This is a genomic window from Enterobacter sp. SENG-6 (genome assembly GCF_001605945.1).
Taxonomy (GTDB): domain Bacteria; phylum Pseudomonadota; class Gammaproteobacteria; order Enterobacterales; family Enterobacteriaceae; genus Enterobacter; species Enterobacter cloacae.
Genome location: NZ_LOMM01000044.1, coordinates 80,160 through 98,854, shown reverse-complemented (window position 1 = coordinate 98,854; position 18,695 = coordinate 80,160). Strand labels below are relative to the sequence as shown.

At 55.4% G+C, this 18,695-nt stretch carries 20 protein-coding genes; 6 read left to right on the top strand and 14 right to left on the bottom strand.

All coding sequences use genetic code 11. The features are described 5' to 3' along the window. The first annotated feature begins 120 nt into the window (after nt 1–120). From anmK to pdxY, 5 genes are all read left to right on the top strand, one after another. Entirely contained in the window at nt 121–1,245 is a 1,125-nt protein-coding gene (gene anmK / locus AX755_RS18355; RefSeq protein WP_062857212.1) for an anhydro-N-acetylmuramic acid kinase, read from the top strand. A 93-nt stretch (nt 1,246–1,338) separates the two neighbouring features. Next, the gene (gene mliC, locus AX755_RS18350; RefSeq protein WP_013096910.1) at nt 1,339–1,662 is read left to right on the top strand and encodes a C-type lysozyme inhibitor; all 324 of its coding nucleotides are present in this window, start codon (nt 1,339–1,341) and stop codon (nt 1,660–1,662) included. A 57-nt stretch (nt 1,663–1,719) separates the two neighbouring features. Next, entirely contained in the window at nt 1,720–2,376 is a 657-nt protein-coding gene (gene pdxH / locus AX755_RS18345; protein ID WP_013096909.1) for a pyridoxamine 5'-phosphate oxidase, read from the top strand. 125 nt (nt 2,377–2,501) lie between these two features. Continuing rightward, nucleotides 2,502–3,776: a tyrosine--tRNA ligase gene (tyrS, locus tag AX755_RS18340; protein ID WP_014831636.1), complete on the top strand. Its 1,275-nt coding sequence runs from the start codon at nt 2,502–2,504 to the stop codon at nt 3,774–3,776. Nucleotides 3,777–3,842: 66 nt separating this feature from the next. Continuing rightward, nucleotides 3,843–4,703: a pyridoxal kinase PdxY gene (gene pdxY, locus AX755_RS18335; protein WP_013096907.1), complete on the top strand. Its 861-nt coding sequence runs from the start codon at nt 3,843–3,845 to the stop codon at nt 4,701–4,703. A gap of 90 nt (nt 4,704–4,793) precedes the next feature. Here pdxY and gstA read toward each other — a convergent pair whose 3' ends face one another. The 12 genes from gstA to blr form a co-directional block, all read right to left on the bottom strand. After that, nucleotides 4,794–5,399 (bottom strand): glutathione transferase GstA, encoded by a 606-nt coding sequence (gene gstA, locus AX755_RS18330; protein WP_013096906.1) that lies wholly within the window; start codon nt 5,397–5,399, stop codon nt 4,794–4,796. Nucleotides 5,400–5,497: 98 nt separating this feature from the next. Then, a complete protein-coding gene (dtpA, locus tag AX755_RS18325) occupies nt 5,498–7,006 on the bottom strand; it encodes a dipeptide/tripeptide permease DtpA (RefSeq protein ID WP_013096905.1) in 1,509 nt (502 codons plus the stop codon). 616 nt (nt 7,007–7,622) lie between these two features. Beyond that, complete coding sequence (nth, locus tag AX755_RS18320; protein ID WP_020688297.1) at nt 7,623–8,258, bottom strand: endonuclease III; 636 nt, start codon at nt 8,256–8,258, stop codon at nt 7,623–7,625. Further along, complete coding sequence (locus AX755_RS18315) at nt 8,255–8,941, bottom strand: electron transport complex subunit E (RefSeq protein WP_023622212.1); 687 nt, start codon at nt 8,939–8,941, stop codon at nt 8,255–8,257. The genes nth and AX755_RS18315 overlap by 4 nt, the downstream gene beginning before the upstream one ends. Nucleotides 8,942–8,943: 2 nt before the next feature. Beyond that, a complete protein-coding gene (gene rsxG, locus AX755_RS18310) occupies nt 8,944–9,564 on the bottom strand; it encodes an electron transport complex subunit RsxG (RefSeq protein ID WP_047023683.1) in 621 nt (206 codons plus the stop codon). 10 nt (nt 9,565–9,574) lie between these two features. Continuing rightward, nucleotides 9,575–10,627 (bottom strand): electron transport complex subunit RsxD, encoded by a 1,053-nt coding sequence (gene rsxD / locus AX755_RS18305; protein WP_044158702.1) that lies wholly within the window; start codon nt 10,625–10,627, stop codon nt 9,575–9,577. Then, complete coding sequence (gene rsxC / locus AX755_RS18300) at nt 10,628–12,748, bottom strand: electron transport complex subunit RsxC (RefSeq protein ID WP_062857211.1); 2,121 nt, start codon at nt 12,746–12,748, stop codon at nt 10,628–10,630. After that, nucleotides 12,741–13,319: an electron transport complex subunit RsxB gene (gene rsxB, locus AX755_RS18295; RefSeq protein WP_013096899.1), complete on the bottom strand. Its 579-nt coding sequence runs from the start codon at nt 13,317–13,319 to the stop codon at nt 12,741–12,743. Before rsxB ends, rsxC begins: the two co-directional genes overlap by 8 nt. Next, a complete protein-coding gene (gene rsxA, locus AX755_RS18290) occupies nt 13,319–13,900 on the bottom strand; it encodes an electron transport complex subunit RsxA (protein WP_013096898.1) in 582 nt (193 codons plus the stop codon). The genes rsxB and rsxA overlap by 1 nt, the downstream gene beginning before the upstream one ends. Nucleotides 13,901–13,976: 76 nt before the next feature. Further along, entirely contained in the window at nt 13,977–14,417 is a 441-nt protein-coding gene (locus tag AX755_RS18285; RefSeq protein WP_013096897.1) for a DUF2569 domain-containing protein, read from the bottom strand. An 87-nt stretch (nt 14,418–14,504) separates the two neighbouring features. Beyond that, nucleotides 14,505–14,720 carry a transcription modulator YdgT gene (gene ydgT, locus AX755_RS18280; RefSeq protein WP_013096896.1) on the bottom strand — a complete coding sequence of 72 codons (216 nt, stop codon included), beginning with the start codon at nt 14,718–14,720 and terminating at the stop codon, nt 14,505–14,507. Nucleotides 14,721–14,952: 232 nt separating this feature from the next. Continuing rightward, nucleotides 14,953–15,078, bottom strand: a complete 126-nt coding sequence (gene blr, locus AX755_RS18275; RefSeq protein ID WP_168112406.1) for a division septum protein Blr — start codon at nt 15,076–15,078, stop codon at nt 14,953–14,955. Between the two features lie 243 nt (nt 15,079–15,321). On the opposite strand from blr, the gene AX755_RS18270 reads away from it, so the two are divergent. After that, complete coding sequence (locus AX755_RS18270; protein WP_062857210.1) at nt 15,322–16,362, top strand: oxidoreductase; 1,041 nt, start codon at nt 15,322–15,324, stop codon at nt 16,360–16,362. 44 nt (nt 16,363–16,406) lie between these two features. Here the strand turns inward: AX755_RS18270 and add are convergent, their stop codons facing one another. Continuing rightward, nucleotides 16,407–17,408: an adenosine deaminase gene (gene add / locus AX755_RS18265; RefSeq protein WP_062857209.1), complete on the bottom strand. Its 1,002-nt coding sequence runs from the start codon at nt 17,406–17,408 to the stop codon at nt 16,407–16,409. Between the two features lie 96 nt (nt 17,409–17,504). After that, nucleotides 17,505–18,677: a MalY/PatB family protein gene (locus AX755_RS18260; RefSeq protein ID WP_062857208.1), complete on the bottom strand. Its 1,173-nt coding sequence runs from the start codon at nt 18,675–18,677 to the stop codon at nt 17,505–17,507. Between the last annotated feature and the right edge of the window lie 18 nt (nt 18,678–18,695).

The following is an 18,695-nucleotide window of genomic DNA, read 5'->3' as shown; positions in this document are numbered from 1 at the left end:
AAACAAAATTTCGACGCGTTACCTCACTGAGAGTGTTAAAAAATATTATCGCCTGATGGCAAAGCGGGGCTGTTTATGGTTGAGTGGTTATCCTTAGCCCACGCAACGTAAGGAAAGCGCATGAAATCGGGTCGCTATATTGGTGTGATGTCTGGCACCAGTCTGGATGGGGTAGATGTCGTTCTGGCCGCCATAGACGAAAACATGGTGGCACAACAGGCAAGTCTGACCTGGCCTATCCCTGTTTCGCTGAAAGAGGAGATCCTGAGCATCTGCCAGGGGCAACAGCTGACGCTTTCGCAGCTTGGACAGCTTGATGTCAGGCTGGGGGCGCTGTTTGCCGATGCGGTGCTTGCGCTGATGCATAAAGAGAATCTCCGGCCGCAGGATGTGGTCGCGATTGGCTGTCACGGGCAGACCGTCTGGCACGAACCCACTGGCGATGCGCCGCATACCCTGCAAATTGGCGATAATAATCAGATTGTGGCAAAAACGGGCGTCACGGTCGTGGGTGATTTCCGGCGTCGCGACATCGCGCTGGGCGGGCAAGGTGCGCCGCTGGTGCCGGCCTTCCACCAGGCGTTGCTGGGGCACTCGTCAGAGCGCCGTATGGTGCTTAACATTGGCGGTATTGCCAACCTGTCGATGCTGATCCCGGGCCAGCCGGTACGGGGATATGATACTGGCCCGGGTAACATGCTTATGGATGCCTGGATCTGGCGTCAGTGCGGTAAACCGTATGATAAAGACGCGGAGTGGGCGAGCGAAGGCAAAGTCATTATCCCGCTGCTGCAGTCCATGCTTAGCGATCCCTGGTTTGCCCTGCCGGCACCAAAAAGCACGGGACGCGAGTATTTTAACTATGGCTGGCTTGAACGTCAGCTGGCTCGGTTCCCGGCGCTGGCACCGCAGGATGTTCAGGCGACGCTGGCCGAGCTCACGGCGGTCTCCATATCAGAACAGGTACTTTTGAGCGGTGGCTGCGAACGTCTGCTGGTCTGCGGGGGCGGAAGCCGCAACCCGCTGGTGATGGCGCGCCTTGCCGGCTTGTTGCCGGGCACCGAAGTGACAACCACCGATGAAGCCGGCATCAGCGGAGACGACATGGAAGCACTGGCCTTCGCCTGGCTTGCCTGGCGCACCGTTGCCGGGCTGCCGGGGAATTTGCCCTCAGTCACCGGCGCACGCGAAGCCAGCGTTCTCGGTGCCATTTTCCCGGCCAATCCCCGCCATAATCAGAGTTAACTGAAATTCAGCGCAGCGCGTCGCCGGTAAAATAAAAGGGAACAGGAGGGCCCATTAGCCCTCCAGGACCAGGATAGTCTTCGGAATACGCTCATGAAAAAACTTCTTCTTATTGCTGTACCTGTCTTGCTGTCAGGCTGCAGCGTCTATAACCAGCTCGTTGAGCGCATGCAGACCGACACGCTGGAATATCGCTGTGATGAAAAGCCGCTGACCGTCAAGCTTAATAACCCACGCCAGGAAGCCAGCTTTGTCTATGACAATAAATTGCTGACGCTCAAGCAGGGGATCTCCGCCTCCGGAGCGCGCTACAGCGACGGTATTTACGTCTTCTGGTCGAAAGGTGACAGCGCCACCGTCTACAAACGAGACCGCATTGTGCTGAACAATTGCCAGCTCGAAAATCCGAAGCGTTGAGATTTTCACAGGGGCGGCGCACAATAGCGCCACCCAATCTCAACGTCACCTAATGCCATGTCTGATAACGACGAACTGCAGCAAATTGCGCATCTGCGCCGTGAATACACCAAAGGCGGCCTGCGTCGCCAGGATCTTCCCGCTGAACCTCTGGTGCTTTTTGAACGCTGGCTGAAACAGGCCTGCGAAGCAAAACTGGCCGACCCAACGGCCATGGTGGTTGCCACGGTGGACGAAAATGGTCAACCGTATCAACGTATCGTGCTGCTTAAGCATTATGACGAGAAAGGGCTGGTGTTTTACACCAACCTGGGCAGCCGCAAAGCACACCATTTAGAGAACAATCCCCGAATCAGTCTCCTGTTCCCCTGGCATATGCTGGAACGCCAGGTCATGGTCACAGGCAAAGCGGAGCGCCTTTCCACACTGGAAGTGGTGAAGTACTTCCACAGCCGCCCGCGTGACAGCCAGATTGGCGCCTGGGTCTCAAAACAGTCCAGCCGAATTTCTGCCCGCGGCGTGCTGGAAAGCAAATTCCTTGAACTGAAGCAGAAATTCCAGCAGGGCGAAATTCCACTGCCCAGCTTCTGGGGCGGTTTCCGCATCCCGATCGAGCAGATTGAGTTCTGGCAGGGGGGCGAACATCGCCTGCACGACCGCTTTTTATACCAGCGCGACAACGGCGGCTGGAAAATCGACAGGCTGGCACCGTAATCCCCGAAATTTGTTGATTTAAGCGCTAGCGCACGCCGCGCTTGCGCTTTATTCTATGGTCCTTTCGCATCAGGCGAAAAGTCGTGTACCGGCAAAGGTGCAGTCGTTTATACATGGAGAATTTGATGGCAAGCAGTAACTTGATTAAACAATTGCAAGAGCGGGGCCTTGTGGCCCAGGTGACGGACGAGGAAGCGTTAGCAGAGCGACTGGCGCAAGGCCCGATCGCGCTCTATTGCGGCTTTGATCCCACCGCTGACAGCTTGCATTTGGGGCATCTTGTTCCATTGTTATGCCTGAAACGCTTCCAGATGGCAGGCCATAAGCCTGTGGCCCTGGTGGGCGGCGCGACCGGTCTGATCGGCGACCCAAGCTTTAAAGCCGCTGAGCGTAAACTGAACACCGAAGACACCGTGCAGGAGTGGGTGGATAAGATCCGCAAACAGGTTGCACCGTTCCTCGACTTCAACTGTGGTGATAACGCCGCGATTGCCGCCAATAACTACGACTGGTTTGGTAGCATGAACGTGCTGACCTTCCTGCGTGACATCGGCAAGCACTTCTCTGTTAACCAGATGATTAACAAAGAAGCGGTAAAACAGCGCCTGAACCGTGACGATCAAGGTATCTCCTTTACTGAATTCTCTTATAACCTGCTGCAGGGCTACGACTTCGCCTGTCTGAACAAACTGCACGGCGTCTGCCTGCAGATTGGCGGTTCTGACCAGTGGGGTAACATTACTTCCGGTATCGATCTGACACGTCGCCTGCATCAAAACCAGGTGTTTGGTCTGACCGTTCCGCTGATCACCAAAGCCGACGGGACTAAATTCGGTAAAACCGAAGGCGGTGCGGTATGGCTCGATCCGAAGAAAACCAGCCCGTACAAATTCTATCAATTCTGGATCAACACCGCGGACGCCGATGTTTACCGCTTCCTGAAGTTCTTCACCTTCATGGACATTGAAACCATCAACGCCCTGGAAGAAGAAGATAAAAACAGCGGTAAAGCACCACGCGCGCAGTATGTGCTGGCGGATGAAGTGACCAAACTGGTTCACGGTGAAGAAGGTCTGGCTGCGGCGAAACGCATTACCGCAAGCCTGTTCAACGGTACGCTGAGCGATTTGAGCGAAGCTGACTTCGAGCAGCTGGCGCAGGATGGCGTACCGATGGTTGAGATGGAGAAAGGGGCTGACCTGATGCAGGCGCTGGTGGACTCTGAGCTGCAGCCGTCTCGTGGGCAGGCGCGTAAAACCATTGCGTCTAACGCCATCACCATCAACGGTGAAAAACAGGCTGACCCGGAATACACCTTCGCCGACAGCGATCGCCTGTATGGCCGCTACACGCTGCTGCGTCGCGGCAAGAAAAATTACTGTCTGGTCTGCTGGAAATAAATAAAAATCTCCAGGGGCGTGGGAAACCACGCCCTTTTTGTTTTTTCAGGGTTTGGTAAGCATAAAATGAAGAACATCCTCGCCATTCAGTCCCACGTTGTTTTTGGACATGCTGGCAATAGCGCGGCGGAATTCCCGATGCGCCGCCTCGGGGCTAACGTCTGGCCCCTCAATACCGTACAGTTCTCAAACCATACACAATACGGCAAATGGACCGGCTGCGTGATGCCGCCTTCGCATCTCACGGAGATCGTGCAGGGCATTGCCGATATCGACCAGCTCAAACGCTGTGACGCGGTTCTGAGTGGTTACCTGGGCTCCGCAGAGCAGGGGGAGCATATCCTCGGCATCGTTCGCCAGGTGAAAGCAGCCAATCCCGCAGCAAAGTACTTCTGCGACCCGGTGATGGGGCATCCGGAAAAAGGCTGCATTGTGGCGCCTGGCGTGGCTGAATTCCATGTTCGCCATGCGTTACCTGCCAGCGATATCATCGCGCCCAACCTGATTGAGCTGGAGATCCTTTGCGAGCATCCGGTTAACAGCGTAGCAGAGGCGGTAAGCGCGTCTCGTGAACTGATAGCCCAGGGGCCTGAGATTGTGCTGGTGAAACATCTCGCCCGTGCAGGGCTGAGCAGAGACCGCTTTGAGATGCTGCTGGTGACCAAAGACGAAGCCTGGCACATCAGCCGTCCCCTGGTAGATTTTGGCCTGCGTCAGCCAGTTGGCGTGGGAGATGTGACCAGCGGATTGTTGCTGGTGAAACTGCTACAGGGGGCGACGCTGCGCGAAGCGCTTGAGCATGTGACTGCAGCGGTGTACGAAATTATGATTGCGACGAAAGAGATGCAGGAATACGAACTGCAGGTGGTCGCAGCACAGGATCGTATTGCGCAGCCGGAGCACTATTTCAGCGCGACACAGCTTTAGACACCGCCCGGCGGCGCTGCGCTTGCACGGGCCTACGGAATTTGTAGGCCGGGTAAGCGTCAGCGCCACCCGGCAACGCAGGCCGCTCGGTTAATTCAATCCTTCCGCTTTCAGCGCCGCGGCCACCGCAGGGCGCTCCGCCATACGCGTCATATATGCTGCGATATGGTCTAACCCGTCCAGATTCAGCTTCACCGCACGCGCCCAGCGCAGCACGGTAAAGAGATACGCATCGGCAATGGTGAAGCGTGCCCCGCAGATATACTGGTCGTCCTTTAATGACTCATTGACGTACTGCAGCTTTTTCTCCAGCAGGGCGCGAACGGTCGGTTTGTACTCTTCCGGCGTATCCGGGCGGAACAAAGGCGTAAATCCTTTATGCAGTTCGGTTGCAATGTAGTTCAGCCACTCGAGCGTTTTATAGCGTGAAACCGTACTTACCGGGGCCAGCAGCTGGCGATCGGGCACGCTGTCTGCCAGGTACTGCATAATGGCGACGCCTTCTGTCAGCAGGGTACCGTCATCCAGAAGCAGGGCCGGAACTTGTCCCTTCGGGTTAATCGCAAAAAAATCGTCGCCGTTTTCCAGGCGCTTTTTCATCAGGTCAACGCCGTCCAGCGTGAAATCTTTGCCGCTCTCGCGCAGGGTAATATGGGAAGCAAGAGAGCACGCGCCCGGTTTGTAGAACAGTTTCATCGGTAACTCCTTTTTGCTGAGGTTTCAGCTATGTTAGTGCGCAAGCAAACAAAAAAAAAGCCGCTAATAAATTAGCGGCTCATCGTTTCTCAATAACGTTACGCGGTAGCGGTTTCGGTCGCTTTCGTCGCTTTGTCGTCGTCCTGAGTCATACGGTTCAGCTTCGGTGCCGTCAGCAGCATCAGCGCCGCGATAACCGCCGTTGCGATACCAATCTGCAGGAAGACGGTACCGTACACATTCAGTGAAACCAGCGGGTCAGTCACGTTCTCAGGCACCGCCATCAGGTTTGCGATTTTACCTGCGATGATGGCTGCACCGGCAGTGGTCAGGAACCAGCTACCCATGATGAAGCCCATCAGACGCTGTGGCACCAGCTGTGCAACCATCGCCAGACCCAGACCGGAGATCATCAGTTCACCGATAGACTGCAGGGCATAGCTCAGGATCAGCCAGTTAACGGAGACGATACCGGCGTCAGTCGCAAATTTGGTACCCAGTGGCAGCACCAGGAACGCACCAGAGCACAGCACCATACCGATGGCGAACTTGTGCGGCATTGGCAGACGGTCACCCATCTTGTTATAGATAGCCGCCAGAATTGGGCTACCAATCATGATCCAGAACGGGTTCAGCGCCTGATACTGCTCCGGCTCGAACGCGATACCCAGGATGGAGTGCTCAACGTTGCGAATAGCGAAGAAGTTCAGCGAGGTTGGCATCTGGCTGTAGAGCACGAAGAAGATAATCGCTTCCAGCATCAGGATGAAGGCCACAATCATCTTGCGACGGGCCGCACCCTGCATCGCGAAGGCTTCTTTCGCGAAGATGATGACGATACCCAGTGCCACCACGCCCAGAACGGCACGTGCAACACCCTGGTTATGCAGCAACCAGGTGGCGATGGCCGCGAGGATAACAACACCCACGATGGTGGCCAGCAGTTTGCCCATATGCACCGGTTCGAAATCAGGTTTTGAACCGTAGTCCTTAACCCAGCTACGGCAGAACAGGAAGTTCACAACGGTAATCAGCATACCGACAAAGCTCAGCGCAAACGCCACGCTCCAGCCGAATTTTGCGGCGAGCCATGGGGTTGCCAGCATGGAGAAGAATGAACCAATGTTGATGGACATGTAGTACATGGTGAATGCACCGTCCAGACGTGGGTCATCTTTGCTGTAGCAGGTAGAGAGCAGGGAAGACGGGTTCGCTTTGAACAATCCGTTACCAACGGCAATGGTTGCCATACCCATATAGACTACGGCTGCGTCATGACCTGACCAGGCAACCAGACCATAGCCGATTGCCAGAACAATGGCGCCCAGCATAATGACACGCTTCGTACCCAGAACTTTATCACCAAGCCAGCCGCCAATCGCGACCAGACCGTAAACGAGGGCACTGAATGAAGAGAACAGCGTGATGGAATCGGCTTCGGACATACCCAGCTGTTTTACCAGGTAAACCGCCATGATCCCTTGCAGGCCGTAATAACCAAAACGCTCCCATAACTCGATAGAGAAGATGAGATAGAACGCTTTTGGCTGTTTAAAAGCGTTCAAACTCACGCTTTCATCTGTTGGTTTATTGTTTGCAGTTGACACATATACCTCTTTTTTTACATCCCATATTAACGGGGGTGTTCATAGCGTGATGGTCGGAGTCCATCCGCTTTATAGTTATATTGGGAGGAGAAACGGCGGGTAATGTTCACTATCCTGACCCGTCTGGCAATACGTTTGTAATAATCTGTTACATATAACTGAGCCGCTATAATCCTCGGTTTCTGTAAATGTTATTCAGCGTTAAATTTCACACAATGGGTTTTGTTGGTTTTTTTGACTGCGAAAAACCGGCGGAGAGGGTTGTGTGGCGATATGTTCTGCTATTTACCGTTAAATGCAGTCATATAGCCCATATTCTGAAAAATGAGTGGTCTTATCTGCGGCCATTGAAGGATTACATCTTGTCTGGCAAAGGGTTTAGGTGGGATCTGACAACAAAAAATCAACATGAAGTTATCAGAGTGATCGCGATCACAAATGTATAGAAATTTTCGGTAGTGAAAAAACTATTAACCTGTTTGAGCGTTAAATGACCGAACAATTGACAGGGCGTAAGAGAACATAAGCGGACAACTTGCGGCCTGAAGGAAGGTTTTTAGTTAAGCCTTCCTTTAGTAAGGTCTTGATGATGCGAAAGTAAAAGAAATAGCGCCGTTCAGGGATACACTTTTTCTTTATATTCGCAGAGATCTTCAATGATACATGAGCCGCAGCGAGGCTTTCTGGCAATGCAGGTATAACGGCCATGCAGGATAAGCCAGTGATGACAGTCGACTTTGAATTCAGCGGGAACCACTTTTAACAGCTTCTCCTCCACCTGTTCGACATTTTTACCCGGAGCGAAGTTGGTTCGGTTAGCGACACGGAAAATATGGGTATCAACCGCGATGGTCGGCCAGCCAAACGCGGTGTTCAGTACCACATTCGCCGTTTTACGTCCCACACCCGGCAACGCTTCCAGCGCCTCGCGATCTTCCGGCACTTCACCACCGTGACGCTCCAGCAAAATGCGGCAGGTCTTAATGACGTTCTCCGCTTTGCTGTTAAACAGCCCGATGGTTTTGATATAAGACTTCACCCCTTCCACGCCCAGCTCCAGCATGGCTTTCGGGGTATTGGCCACCGGATAGAGCAGGGCGGTGGCCTTATTCACGCTCACGTCAGTGGCCTGAGCCGAAAGCAGCACTGCGATCAGCAGCTCAAACGGCGAAGTGAAATTCAGCTCAGTCGTCGGATGCGGGTTTGCGTCCCGAAGACGGGTGAGGATCGCAATGCGCTTTTCTTTGTTCATGAGGCTTTCCCGGGTATCCCTTCCTGCACGCTGCGCTCAGCCGCGCGGCGCTTACGTTTTTCATCAATCAGGTATTTTATCGCCAGCATCATGCCAAGGCCAATAAACGCACCCGGTGGCAGCATAGCCAGCAGGAACGGCGTATCCGTATGAAACACCTCGATGCGTAAAACTTTAGCCCAGCTTCCCAGCAGCGCGTCTGCGCCGTCGAAGAGGGTACCGTTGCCAAGAATTTCGCGCAGTGAGCCCAGAACGAACATCGCGCAGGTGGCTCCCATTCCGATGGAGAAACCATCCAGGGCCGACATCGCCGGGGTGTTCTTCACGGCAAAGGCTTCTGCACGCCCCACCACGATACAGTTGGTAACGATCAGCGGAATAAAAATCCCCAGGGACTGATACAGACCGAACGCGTAGGCATTAATCAGCATCTGAACGACGCTCACCACTGACGCGATGATCATGACGTAAATCGGAATACGGATTTCCGACGGCGTCCAGCGGCGCAGGGTGGAAATGGAGAGGTTGGTCAGGGTCAGCACCAGCGTGGTGGCAAGCCCCAGCCCCAATGCGTTGGTAGCGGTGGATGTCACCGCCAGCAGCGGGCACAGTCCCAGTAGCTGTACCAGCGCGGAGTTGTTCTTCCACAACCCCTGGACAATGACCTCTTTAACCTGGCTCATGCTCACTCCTCACAGGCCGGAAGATTGTTAATCTGCACAGGCAGCGTTTCTGCATACAACCCGGCACGTTTTACGGCATTCACGACGGCACGCGGCGTAATGGTGGCCCCGGTGAACTGGTCAAACTCGCCGCCATCTTTCTTGACGGCAAATGCCGGGTCCGCTTCGCCGTGGATCACCTTACCGGCAAAATGCAAAATCCAGTCGCTCAGGCGTGTCTCAATTTTATCCCCAAGGCCCGGCGTTTCGTGGTGTTGAGTCACGCGGGTACCCAACACGGTACCGGAAAAATCGGTACCCACAAGGAGCTGAATGGCACCGGAATACCCGTCTGGTGCCGTGGCCTCCATCACCACCCCCACCGCGTTATCGCCTCTACGGGCGATATAGAGACGATGCGGGCCTTTACCTAACTGCGGCGCCTGTACCACGAAACAGCTTTTCTGCAGGTCATTATCGTAAAAATCAGACGGCATCACCTGATCGAACAGCGCGCGTTGCTGCTTCGCGGCCTGTTCATCAATGGTCGTTTTGGTCAGTTCGTTCACCAGTGCCGTCATCCCGGTGAGGACAGCAGCGAAAATGGCCAGCGTGACGCCATGTTTTTGCATTGTTTTCAGCATCGCGAAACCCTTACCGATGGCCGTACACGCGCGGGCGCGTGTAGTAGTCAATGAGCGGAACGGTGATGTTGGCAAGCAGGACGGCGAACGCTACGCCATCCGGGTATCCGCCGAAACTGCGGATCAGCCACACCAGCAGACCGGCCAGCGCACCGAAGATCAGACGACCGCGATTGGTGGTCGAGGCGGTTACCGGATCGGTCAGAATAAAGAACGCGCCCAGCATGGTGGCACCAGAGAGCAGATGCATCTGCGGGCTCGCCAGGGATTCAGGGGAGAAGAGCCAGCCCAGCGTGGAGCAGACCGCGAGCGTGACCAGAAAGCTCACCGGAATATGCCAGCGGATCGCTTTCTGCTGCAGCAGGAACAGGCCGCCCAACAGATATGCCAGGTTAACCCACTGCCAGCCTGCACCGGCCAGCACGCCGCTGTAGATGGCTGATTGCATGATCTGCTCAACGCTGTGCCCGGCACGCAGGGACGTTTTAAACGTATCGAGCGGTGTGGCCTGGCTGACACCATCCACGCCCATACGCAACGCATTCATATCGGCACCGGACGCCGTATGGCCGGAAAAGATCACCTGAAGGGCATCCATAAAACCCGGCACCGTGGCGGCGATATCGTGCGGCGGCAGCCAGCTGGTCATTTGTACCGGGAAGGAGATAAGCAGTACCACGTAGCCGACCATCGCCGGGTTAAAGGGATTGTGGCCCAGCCCACCGTACAGCTGTTTGGCAATAATCACCGCAAACACCGTACCGAGCACGATCATCCACCACGGCGCAAACGGCGGAATACTGATGGCCAGCAGCAGGCCCGTCAGCAGAGCGGAGTTATCGCTGAGAATACGGGAGATGTTCATCTTACGCAGCTTCAGCACCAGCGCTTCGGCCGCTACGGCGCTGGCACAGCCCAGTGCTAACTGGAACAGGGTTCCCCAGCCGAAAAACCAGAACTGAACGGCAATACCCGGCAGCGCGGCCAGGCAGACCAGCATCATAATGCGCGACGTCTGGCGCTGGTTATGGGTGTAAGGGGAACTTGCGATTCTGAAAACCATTTAATCCTCGTTAACTGCTTGCTGTGCGGCTTTCTTCGCCTGAACGCGTGCAATCGCGGCGGCGACGGCGGCTTTGCGTGGATCGTCGTTCGCGGCAGGCTGTTGTACTTCCTGCTGAGCCGCTTTCCGCGCTTTGGCGCGGGCGATGGCTGCTTCGACAGCCGCTTTGCGCGGATCGACTGGTGCCTCTTCTGCAGCTGGTTGTGGTTGCTGCGCCGCTTTCCGTGCTTTGGCGCGGACGATGGCCGCTTCGACAGCCGCTTTACGCGGATCGACCGGCGCCTCTTCTGTGGCCGGTTGCGGTTGCTGCGCCGCTTTACGCGCTTTAGCGCGGGCTATCGCGGCTTCAACGGCGGCTTTGCGCGGGTCTGTGGCCTCTTGCTCAACGACCACCTGCTGCTCTCCCGCTTTCCGTGCTTTGGCGCGGGCGATGGCCGCTTCAACGGCCGCTTTACGCGGATCGACACGGGTTTCTTCCGGTTGCCCAGTTTGCGCTTTTTCCGCCTGACGCGCGCGCGCCGCGGCCTTACGCGCTTCACGTGCGGCAATGGCTTCGCTGTTATCTGGCTTCTCACCGGCGGAGATCACCACAGGTTGCGCTGCGGTCGCTTTTTTCTCGCGCACGCGAGCCAGCGCCGCGTTAATGGCATCCTGATCTTTCTCGCCTGGCTGAACGGCAGCCTGCTTATGACGCTCCTGACGGGCCAGTTTTTCACGCTCCAGACGAGCCTGGCGGGCTTCAAAGCGGGCTTTCGCTTCGGCAGCGCGTTTTTCTTCCATCGAGATGGCATAAATCTCGGCCTTCTCCTGACGGAAGTACTGCACCAGCGGAATGTTGCTAGGGCAGACCCAGGCGCACGCGCCGCATTCGATGCAGTCAGCCAGATTATGCGCTTGCGCTTTATCGTGCAGCTGACCTTTGCTGTACCAGTACAACTGCTGTGGAAGCAGATCGGCCGGGCAGGCATCGGCACAGGCGCTGCAGCGGATGCAGCCTTTCTCTTCCTGCTCTTCACCCATTTCGGTGGGGGAGGGGGCGAGCAGGCAGTTAGTGATTTTTACGACCGGAACGTCCAGCCACGGCAGGGTAAAGCCCATCAATGGGCCGCCCATGATCACCATCTGATCGCTGCCGGGACAGAATCCGGCCTGCTCCAGAAGATGACGAACTGGCGTGCCCAGACGCGCCCAGACGTTCCCCGGACGAGACACTGACTCGCCCGTCAGCGTCACCACGCGTTCGGTCAGGGGTTCACCGTCAATCACCGCGCGTTTCACGGCGTAGGCGGTACCCACGTTTTGCATCAGCACGCCAATATCCGACGAGCGGCCGCCGTGGGGAACCTGTTTTCCGGTGAGTATTTGCGTCAGCTGTTTTGCCCCGCCCGACGGGTACTTGGTCGGAATGACGCGCAGGCTGATATCGTGGCTACCGGCGAGCACCGCGCGCAGCATGGAAATGGCCTGCGGTTTGTTATCCTCAATGCCAATCAGCACTTCACGGGGTTGCAGCACATGGGCGAGGATACGGATCCCCTCCACGACCTGCGCGGCGCAGTCCTGCATCAGGCGGTCATCGGCGGTGATATAGGGTTCGCATTCGGCGGCGTTAATAATCAGGGTCTGAATTTTATCGCCGCCACCGCGCAGTTTGACGCCGGTCGGGAACCCTGCGCCACCCAGCCCGGCAACGCCGAACTGATGAATACGGTCGATAAGCGCTTCCCGGCTGCGGGCGCGGTAGTCGCTCCAGCCATCACGTTCGATCCAGCGGTCTTCGCCGTCGGCTTCAATAATGACGCTCAGTTCGGAGAGGGCTGACGGATGTGCAACGGTGTGAGGGGTAATCGCCACCACTTTACCGGATGTCGGGGCGTGGATCGGCAGCATACGCCCACGACCAAAGGTCAAGGGCTGGCCGCGAAGGACGGTATCGCCTTCTTTAACGCACAACTCACCCTCAGCGCCAATGTGCTGCTTCAGCGGCATGACGAAACGGGTCGCCAGCGGAATTTGACGCAGCGGCGTGCCGCTGGACTGGGTTTTCATCTCTGGCGGATGGATCCCGCCGTCAAAGTCCCAAATCTTCTCTTTTCTGAAAGCAGAAAATAACTTAAGCATGTTGTTCCACAGGAATATTGCGAACCGGAATGGTTTGAAGATCCCACTTCCAGCTTTCGGTAGTCGTTTCAACCGGGCGCAACTCAATACATTGCGTCGGGCAGGGTGCCACGCAGAGGTTACAGCCGGTGCACAGATCCGCCACAACGGTGTGCATGGCGCGGGTGGCTCCAACAATGGCGTCGACAGGGCATGCCTGAATACACTTGGTGCAGCCAATGCAGTTCGCTTCGTCAATCACCGCGAGGGCACGCACGGGCTCCTGCACCTGAGCATCGCCATCAATGGGCTGCGGGTCGACATTTAGCAGCGCTGCAATTTTCAGCATTACCGCTTCGCCACCTGGCGCACAGCGGTTGATTTTCTCACCCTGAATACCCACGGCTTCTGCATAGGGACGACAGCCAGGATAGCCGCACTGCCCACACTGGCTTTGCGGCAAAAGCTCATCGATTTTTTCAACAACAGGATCGTCCTCTACCGCGAATCGGCGGGAGGCGTAACCCAGAATCAGGCCAAACACCAACCCCAGCACGCTGATGGAGGCGATGGCAATCCAGATGGTATTCATTACAACTTCACCAGACCACTAAAGCCCATAAAGGCCAGAGACATTAAACCTGCGGTCACCAGCGCAATCGCGTTTCCGCGAAAGGGCGCAGGGATATCCGCTGCGGCGAGGCGCTCACGAATAGAGGCAAACAGCACCATCACCAGCGAGAAACCGACGGCGGCAGAAAAACCGTACAGCGCCGACTGCATGAAATTATGCCCGAGATTAATGTTCAACAGCGCTACGCCAAGAACGGCACAGTTGGTGGTGATCAACGGCAGAAAGATACCCAGCAGACGATAGAGCGCCGGACTGGTTTTACGCACCACCATTTCGGTAAATTGCACCACTACGGCAATGACCAGAATAAAGGCCAGCGTACGGAGATAGACTAAACCCAGCGGGATGAGGATCCAGGTATCAATCAACCAGGCGCAGATGGACGCCATCGTCATCACGAAGGTGGTTGCCAGCCCCATGCCCATTGCCGTTTCCAGCTTTTTGGACACGCCCATAAACGGACACAGGCCAAGGAACTTCACCAGAACGAAGTTGTTAACCAGCACTGTGCCGACAAAGAGCAATAAGTAATCGGTCATTATTCAGCCTGAAATAAAAAAGCCGCCTATTATCGGATAAACCACAACAGGCGACAACAGGTTATCTGTAAGGTTATTACGGATTCACGAAGGTGTTCTTCACCCGCGTCGAACGCTTGAAATAGGGCACCAGAAGCGCCGCCGCCAGTAACGGGAAAAGCAGCTGACGAACGGCCAGAGCGTCCGAAACCGGTGAAAAAGCAAAAGCTTTCACCGCCAGCAGTACGGAAACGAGCAGCCAGATGATGTAGTGCTTAGGCACATTTTTGCGGCGTTTAAAGAACGCAATGGTTAGCCACAGCGTGTAGTACCACATGCCTATGGCGAAGACGAACGACACGAACCACAGCGTAATATTCAGCACACTTTGCGACATCAGGGTCTGGATTGCATGAGGGGTAACCAGCGCGGTGGTATAAAGCAGCAGCGCAAGTGATGCGCTTAATAAGGCAACCAGCAGCCATGCCAGTGGGGCGATTAACCAGCCTCCAATTCTTTCTCCAGGCGTTGCGGTCATGAACTCTCCCATAAATCTGCGCGAAATGTTGTACAGCCAGTTTGCAGGGCGGAGAGTATATAACATTTCGCGCGGATGGCTACTTTCTTATAAAACGTAACGCCATACGGACTTAGGCACTTCGCCAACGTTAAACAAACGGCCACCGGAGACCAACTCCGCACGACGATGATCCGCTGCACGATACATATTGATGATGTCCTGATTATCCGACAGCGTGTAGTTCAGGTGGTCAAACAGTTTTTCCAGGCTCTCAAGGGAATTGATCTTGCGAAATTTTAATAAATAGTCCTGAACTGTCATATTAATAAGTTTCCATATAAAAGTGAGTCATACCCGTTAAGGTAATTCGTTTGAATAATAAACGGATTAATAAAGACGTAAACTGCCCACTCAGGTAACGCGACTAAATTAGGAGTTTTCTTTGCGAAAGATTCAGGCATCTGATGATGCCTGGAAGAGAAGGTTAACCGTGTTCACCAGGAGTGGCAATAAGTAACTGACATATTATGTCACTCTTTATTACCGTAACCGGTTACTTAGGTTGGGCGACAGTGACAGGCTCCGGCGGTTGGTAGTTATCGATGTGGCTGGCAACGCCAAGCAAAATGACCGATACCCCAAGAACAATCCATCCCGCTAATTCAATGATTCGATTAATAATTGACGTCATAATTCGTGTTTGTAATTTATCCATAAATACCGGTTGCAAATGTTACAGCGCCAGGGGGGAGACAGCAAGTGCTTTGGGAACGGTTCCCTTAAGCACAATCAGCGGGTTAACCCCATATAACAAAAACAAGCGGAGCAGGATGCTATTTTAAGTCATATGGCACATGCTTAATCTGTCATGAGGCCAGGTTAGCCAGTGTGAAATAAGAACATCACAGGAGAGGGCAACACTATGAGTGATAGCATCCGTGTCGGGCTTATTGGTTACGGGTATGCGAGCAAAACATTCCATGCGCCGTTAATTGCCGGTACGCCAGGAATGGCGCTGGCGGCGGTGTCGAGCAGCGATGCCACCAAGGTACATGCCGACTGGCCCACCGTTCCGGTTGTCTCTGAGCCTAAGCACCTTTTCAACGATCCGAATATCGATTTAATTGTGATCCCCACGCCGAATGATACCCATTTCCCGCTGGCGAAGGCAGCGCTGGAAGCCGGTAAGCATGTCGTCGTCGATAAACCCTTTACCGTGACGTTGTCTCAGGCACGCGAGCTGGACGCGCTGGCGAAAAGCCTTGGCAGACTGCTGTCGGTGTTTCATAACCGCCGCTGGGACAGCGATTTTCTCACGGTAAAAGCGCTGCTCAGCGAGGGAACGCTCGGGGAGATAACCTTCTTTGAATCGCATTTTGATCGTTTCCGGCCGCAGGTGCGAAACCGCTGGCGTGAGCAAGCCGGGCCAGGCAGCGGCATCTGGTACGATTTAGCCCCACACCTGCTCGACCAGGCCGTGAATCTGTTTGGCCTGCCGGTGAGTATGACGGTTGATCTGGCCCAGCTCAGACCCGGCGCGCAAACGACCGATTATTTTCATGCCATCCTGAGCTACCCGCAACGGCGGATAGTGCTGCACGGAACGATGGTTGCGGCTGCGGAATCTGCGCGCTATATCATCCATGGTACGCGCGGGAGCTATGTAAAGTTTGGTCTGGATCCGCAGGAAGACCGGCTGAAAAACGGCGAGCGTTTGCCTCAGGAAGACTGGGGATATGATATGCGAGACGGGGTGGTGACCAAAGCGGAGGGGGAGACGCTGGTGGAAGAAACCTTGCTGACGAGCCCGGGGAACTACCCGGCATATTATGCGGCCGTGCGTGATGCGCTGAACGGCACGGGGGAAAACCCGGTACCAGCCAGCCAGGCGATTCAGATTATGGAGTTGATTGAACTGGGCATTGAATCTGCCAAACATCGCGCCACGCTCTGTCTGGCATAAGTGTTGTTTGCCGGGTAGGGCGTAGCCGCCACCCGGCAAAGGGGTTACGCGTTTGCCACCTTATCCCGAAGCGCCTGCTTCTCTTCCGGCGTGAGGAAGGCCATCTCCAGCCCATTAATCTGCGCCTGGCGGATCTGTTCGCGGCTCAGGCCCGCCTGCGGTGCGGCGACAGTGTACTCGTGGATAATGTCCACGCCCTGTACCGCCGGGTCATCGGTATTCAGCGAGGCCAGCACGCCGTGCTCAAGGAAGATTTTTAGCGGGTGCTTATCCAGCGCGGGCACGGTGCTGGTCTGAATATTGGAGGTCAGGCAGGATTCAATCCCGATACGTTGCTCGGCCAGGAAGTCCATCAGGGCGCGATCTTCCACCGCTTTTACACCGTGTCCGATACGCTCGGCACCCAGTTCACGGATGGCCTGCCAGATGCTCTCCGGCCCCGCCGCTTCACCGGCGTGAACGGTTACATGCCAGCCGGCATCACGTGCGCGGTTGAAATGTGACAGGAACAGGCTGCCCGGGAAGCCCAGTTCATCCCCGGCCAGGTCGACTGCGATGATCGCGTCACGATGCGCCAGCAGCGCTTCCAGTTCCTGCAGACAGGCCGCTTCGCCGAAGGTACGGCTCATGATGCCAATCAAACGGGCCTGTACATCGAAGGCTTTGCACCCTTCACGGACACCTTCAATAACGGCTTCAACCACGCCTGCAACGGGCAGGCTGTGGGTCATCGCCATATAGCCTGGCGAAAAGCGCAGTTCGACATAATGCAGGCCGTTACGGGCGGCATCTTCGATATTCTCAAAAGCGACACGGCGACAGGCATCCAGTGAGGCCAGCATCTTTACGCCCCAGTCGAGTTTGCTCAAAAAACTGACCAGATCCGGTTCATTAGAGGTGACCTGAACGTGCGGGATCAGGGTTTCAAGCGATTGAGCTGGGAGCGTTAAATTGTACTGGCGGCCAAGATCGAGGATGGTTTGGGCACGAATGTTACCGTCAAGGTGACGATGAATATCTGTTAAAGGCAGGCGTGTATCAATCATGGTCGCACTCTTTTCTGGTTAAAGTGCGCCACATTATAAAAACAAAACGAGGTAAAAAGCTATTTGCGCAAGGGAATATTCCGTTGCGCAAACAAACTACAGGAGCGTGTTGATACCCGCAATCAGCCGCTGCACCCCTTGTTCCAGCTTGCTGCGCGGGCAGCCGGCATTCAGGCGGATAAAACCGATGCCTTCGTTTCCGTAGGTATATCCCGGCATGATGGCGACTTTTTGCTGCTCAATTAGTACGTTTTGCAGGGCGCGATCGTCAATATGTAACGGGCGCAGGTCAATCCAGGCGAGATAGGTCGCCTCGGGTGGCGTCCAGTTTAGTACCGGAAAAGCGCTGTTCATTTCACGTGCGATAAATTTCAGGTTCTCTTCCAGATAGTCGCGCAGCGCGGCAAGCCACGGCTCACCCTGCTGATAGGCAGCAATATGCGCCGTCAGTGCCAGCACGGAGGGAGAGGAGAGGCCGTCACGGCCTTTTAGCGCGCTCAGATACGCATTACGGCTCTCCTCATCGCCTATTAACCCATATGCGCCGGTCAGTGCCGGGATATTAAAGCTCTTGGAGCCTGAGGTCAGCAGTGCCCATTTACCGCGCGCGACCCTGTTCCATGGCGTGTGGCGATGTTCTCCCCATACCATGTCCATATGAATTTCATCGCTTATCACCGCCACGTCATAGCGCGCGCACAGTTCAGCCATCTGCGCCAGCTCCTCCTGCGTCCAGACCTTGCCGGTCGGGTTTTGCGGGCTGCACAGCAGCAATATTTTGTTTTCCGGTTTCGCCAGGGCGGCCTCAAGCGCGGCCATATTTCCCTGCCAGCCCGTCGCCTGTTTCTCCATCGTCACTGGCACTACGTGGCGCGCATTGCCTTCAATGGCTTTATAAAACGCGTCATAAGCCGGGGTATGCACCACCACACCGTCTCCCGGCATCGACCACAGGCGAATCAGCTCAGAGACCATATAGATCACGGAAGGGCCATAAACAACAGTTTCAGTATCAATCCGGCTGTTAAAACGTTGCTGGAACCAGTGCGCCACCGCGGCCAGGAATTCTTCGTTTTTCCAGCGGCTGTAGCCAAACACGCGGTGATCAATACGTTGATGTAGCGCATCGATAATGCAGGGGGCGGTGGCGAAATCCATATCAGAGATCGTAAAGGGCAGCAGGTCGGCGGCACCAAAACGGTCGGCAACATAATCCCACTGTGTACACCAGGTGCCGTGGCGATCGACAACGGTCGAGAAATCAAACATGACGTACATCCTTAAAGT

Coding starts and splice junctions, on each gene's coding strand:
- anmK (WP_062857212.1), top strand. CDS start 121: ATGAAATCGGGTCGCTATATTGGTGTGATGTCTGGCACCAGTCTGGAT.
- mliC (WP_013096910.1), top strand. CDS start 1,339: ATGAAAAAACTTCTTCTTATTGCTGTACCTGTCTTGCTGTCAGGCTGC.
- pdxH (WP_013096909.1), top strand. CDS start 1,720: ATGTCTGATAACGACGAACTGCAGCAAATTGCGCATCTGCGCCGTGAA.
- tyrS (WP_014831636.1), top strand. CDS start 2,502: ATGGCAAGCAGTAACTTGATTAAACAATTGCAAGAGCGGGGCCTTGTG.
- pdxY (WP_013096907.1), top strand. CDS start 3,843: ATGAAGAACATCCTCGCCATTCAGTCCCACGTTGTTTTTGGACATGCT.
- gstA (WP_013096906.1), bottom strand. CDS start 5,399: ATGAAACTGTTCTACAAACCGGGCGCGTGCTCTCTTGCTTCCCATATT.
- nth (WP_020688297.1), bottom strand. CDS start 8,258: ATGAACAAAGAAAAGCGCATTGCGATCCTCACCCGTCTTCGGGACGCA.
- AX755_RS18315 (WP_023622212.1), bottom strand. CDS start 8,941: ATGAGCCAGGTTAAAGAGGTCATTGTCCAGGGGTTGTGGAAGAACAAC.
- rsxG (WP_047023683.1), bottom strand. CDS start 9,564: ATGCTGAAAACAATGCAAAAACATGGCGTCACGCTGGCCATTTTCGCT.
- rsxD (WP_044158702.1), bottom strand. CDS start 10,627: ATGGTTTTCAGAATCGCAAGTTCCCCTTACACCCATAACCAGCGCCAG.
- rsxC (WP_062857211.1), bottom strand. CDS start 12,748: ATGCTTAAGTTATTTTCTGCTTTCAGAAAAGAGAAGATTTGGGACTTT.
- rsxB (WP_013096899.1), bottom strand. CDS start 13,319: ATGAATACCATCTGGATTGCCATCGCCTCCATCAGCGTGCTGGGGTTG.
- rsxA (WP_013096898.1), bottom strand. CDS start 13,900: ATGACCGATTACTTATTGCTCTTTGTCGGCACAGTGCTGGTTAACAAC.
- AX755_RS18285 (WP_013096897.1), bottom strand. CDS start 14,417: ATGACCGCAACGCCTGGAGAAAGAATTGGAGGCTGGTTAATCGCCCCA.
- ydgT (WP_013096896.1), bottom strand. CDS start 14,720: ATGACAGTTCAGGACTATTTATTAAAATTTCGCAAGATCAATTCCCTT.
- AX755_RS18270 (WP_062857210.1), top strand. CDS start 15,322: ATGAGTGATAGCATCCGTGTCGGGCTTATTGGTTACGGGTATGCGAGC.
- add (WP_062857209.1), bottom strand. CDS start 17,408: ATGATTGATACACGCCTGCCTTTAACAGATATTCATCGTCACCTTGAC.
- AX755_RS18260 (WP_062857208.1), bottom strand. CDS start 18,677: ATGTTTGATTTCTCGACCGTTGTCGATCGCCACGGCACCTGGTGTACA.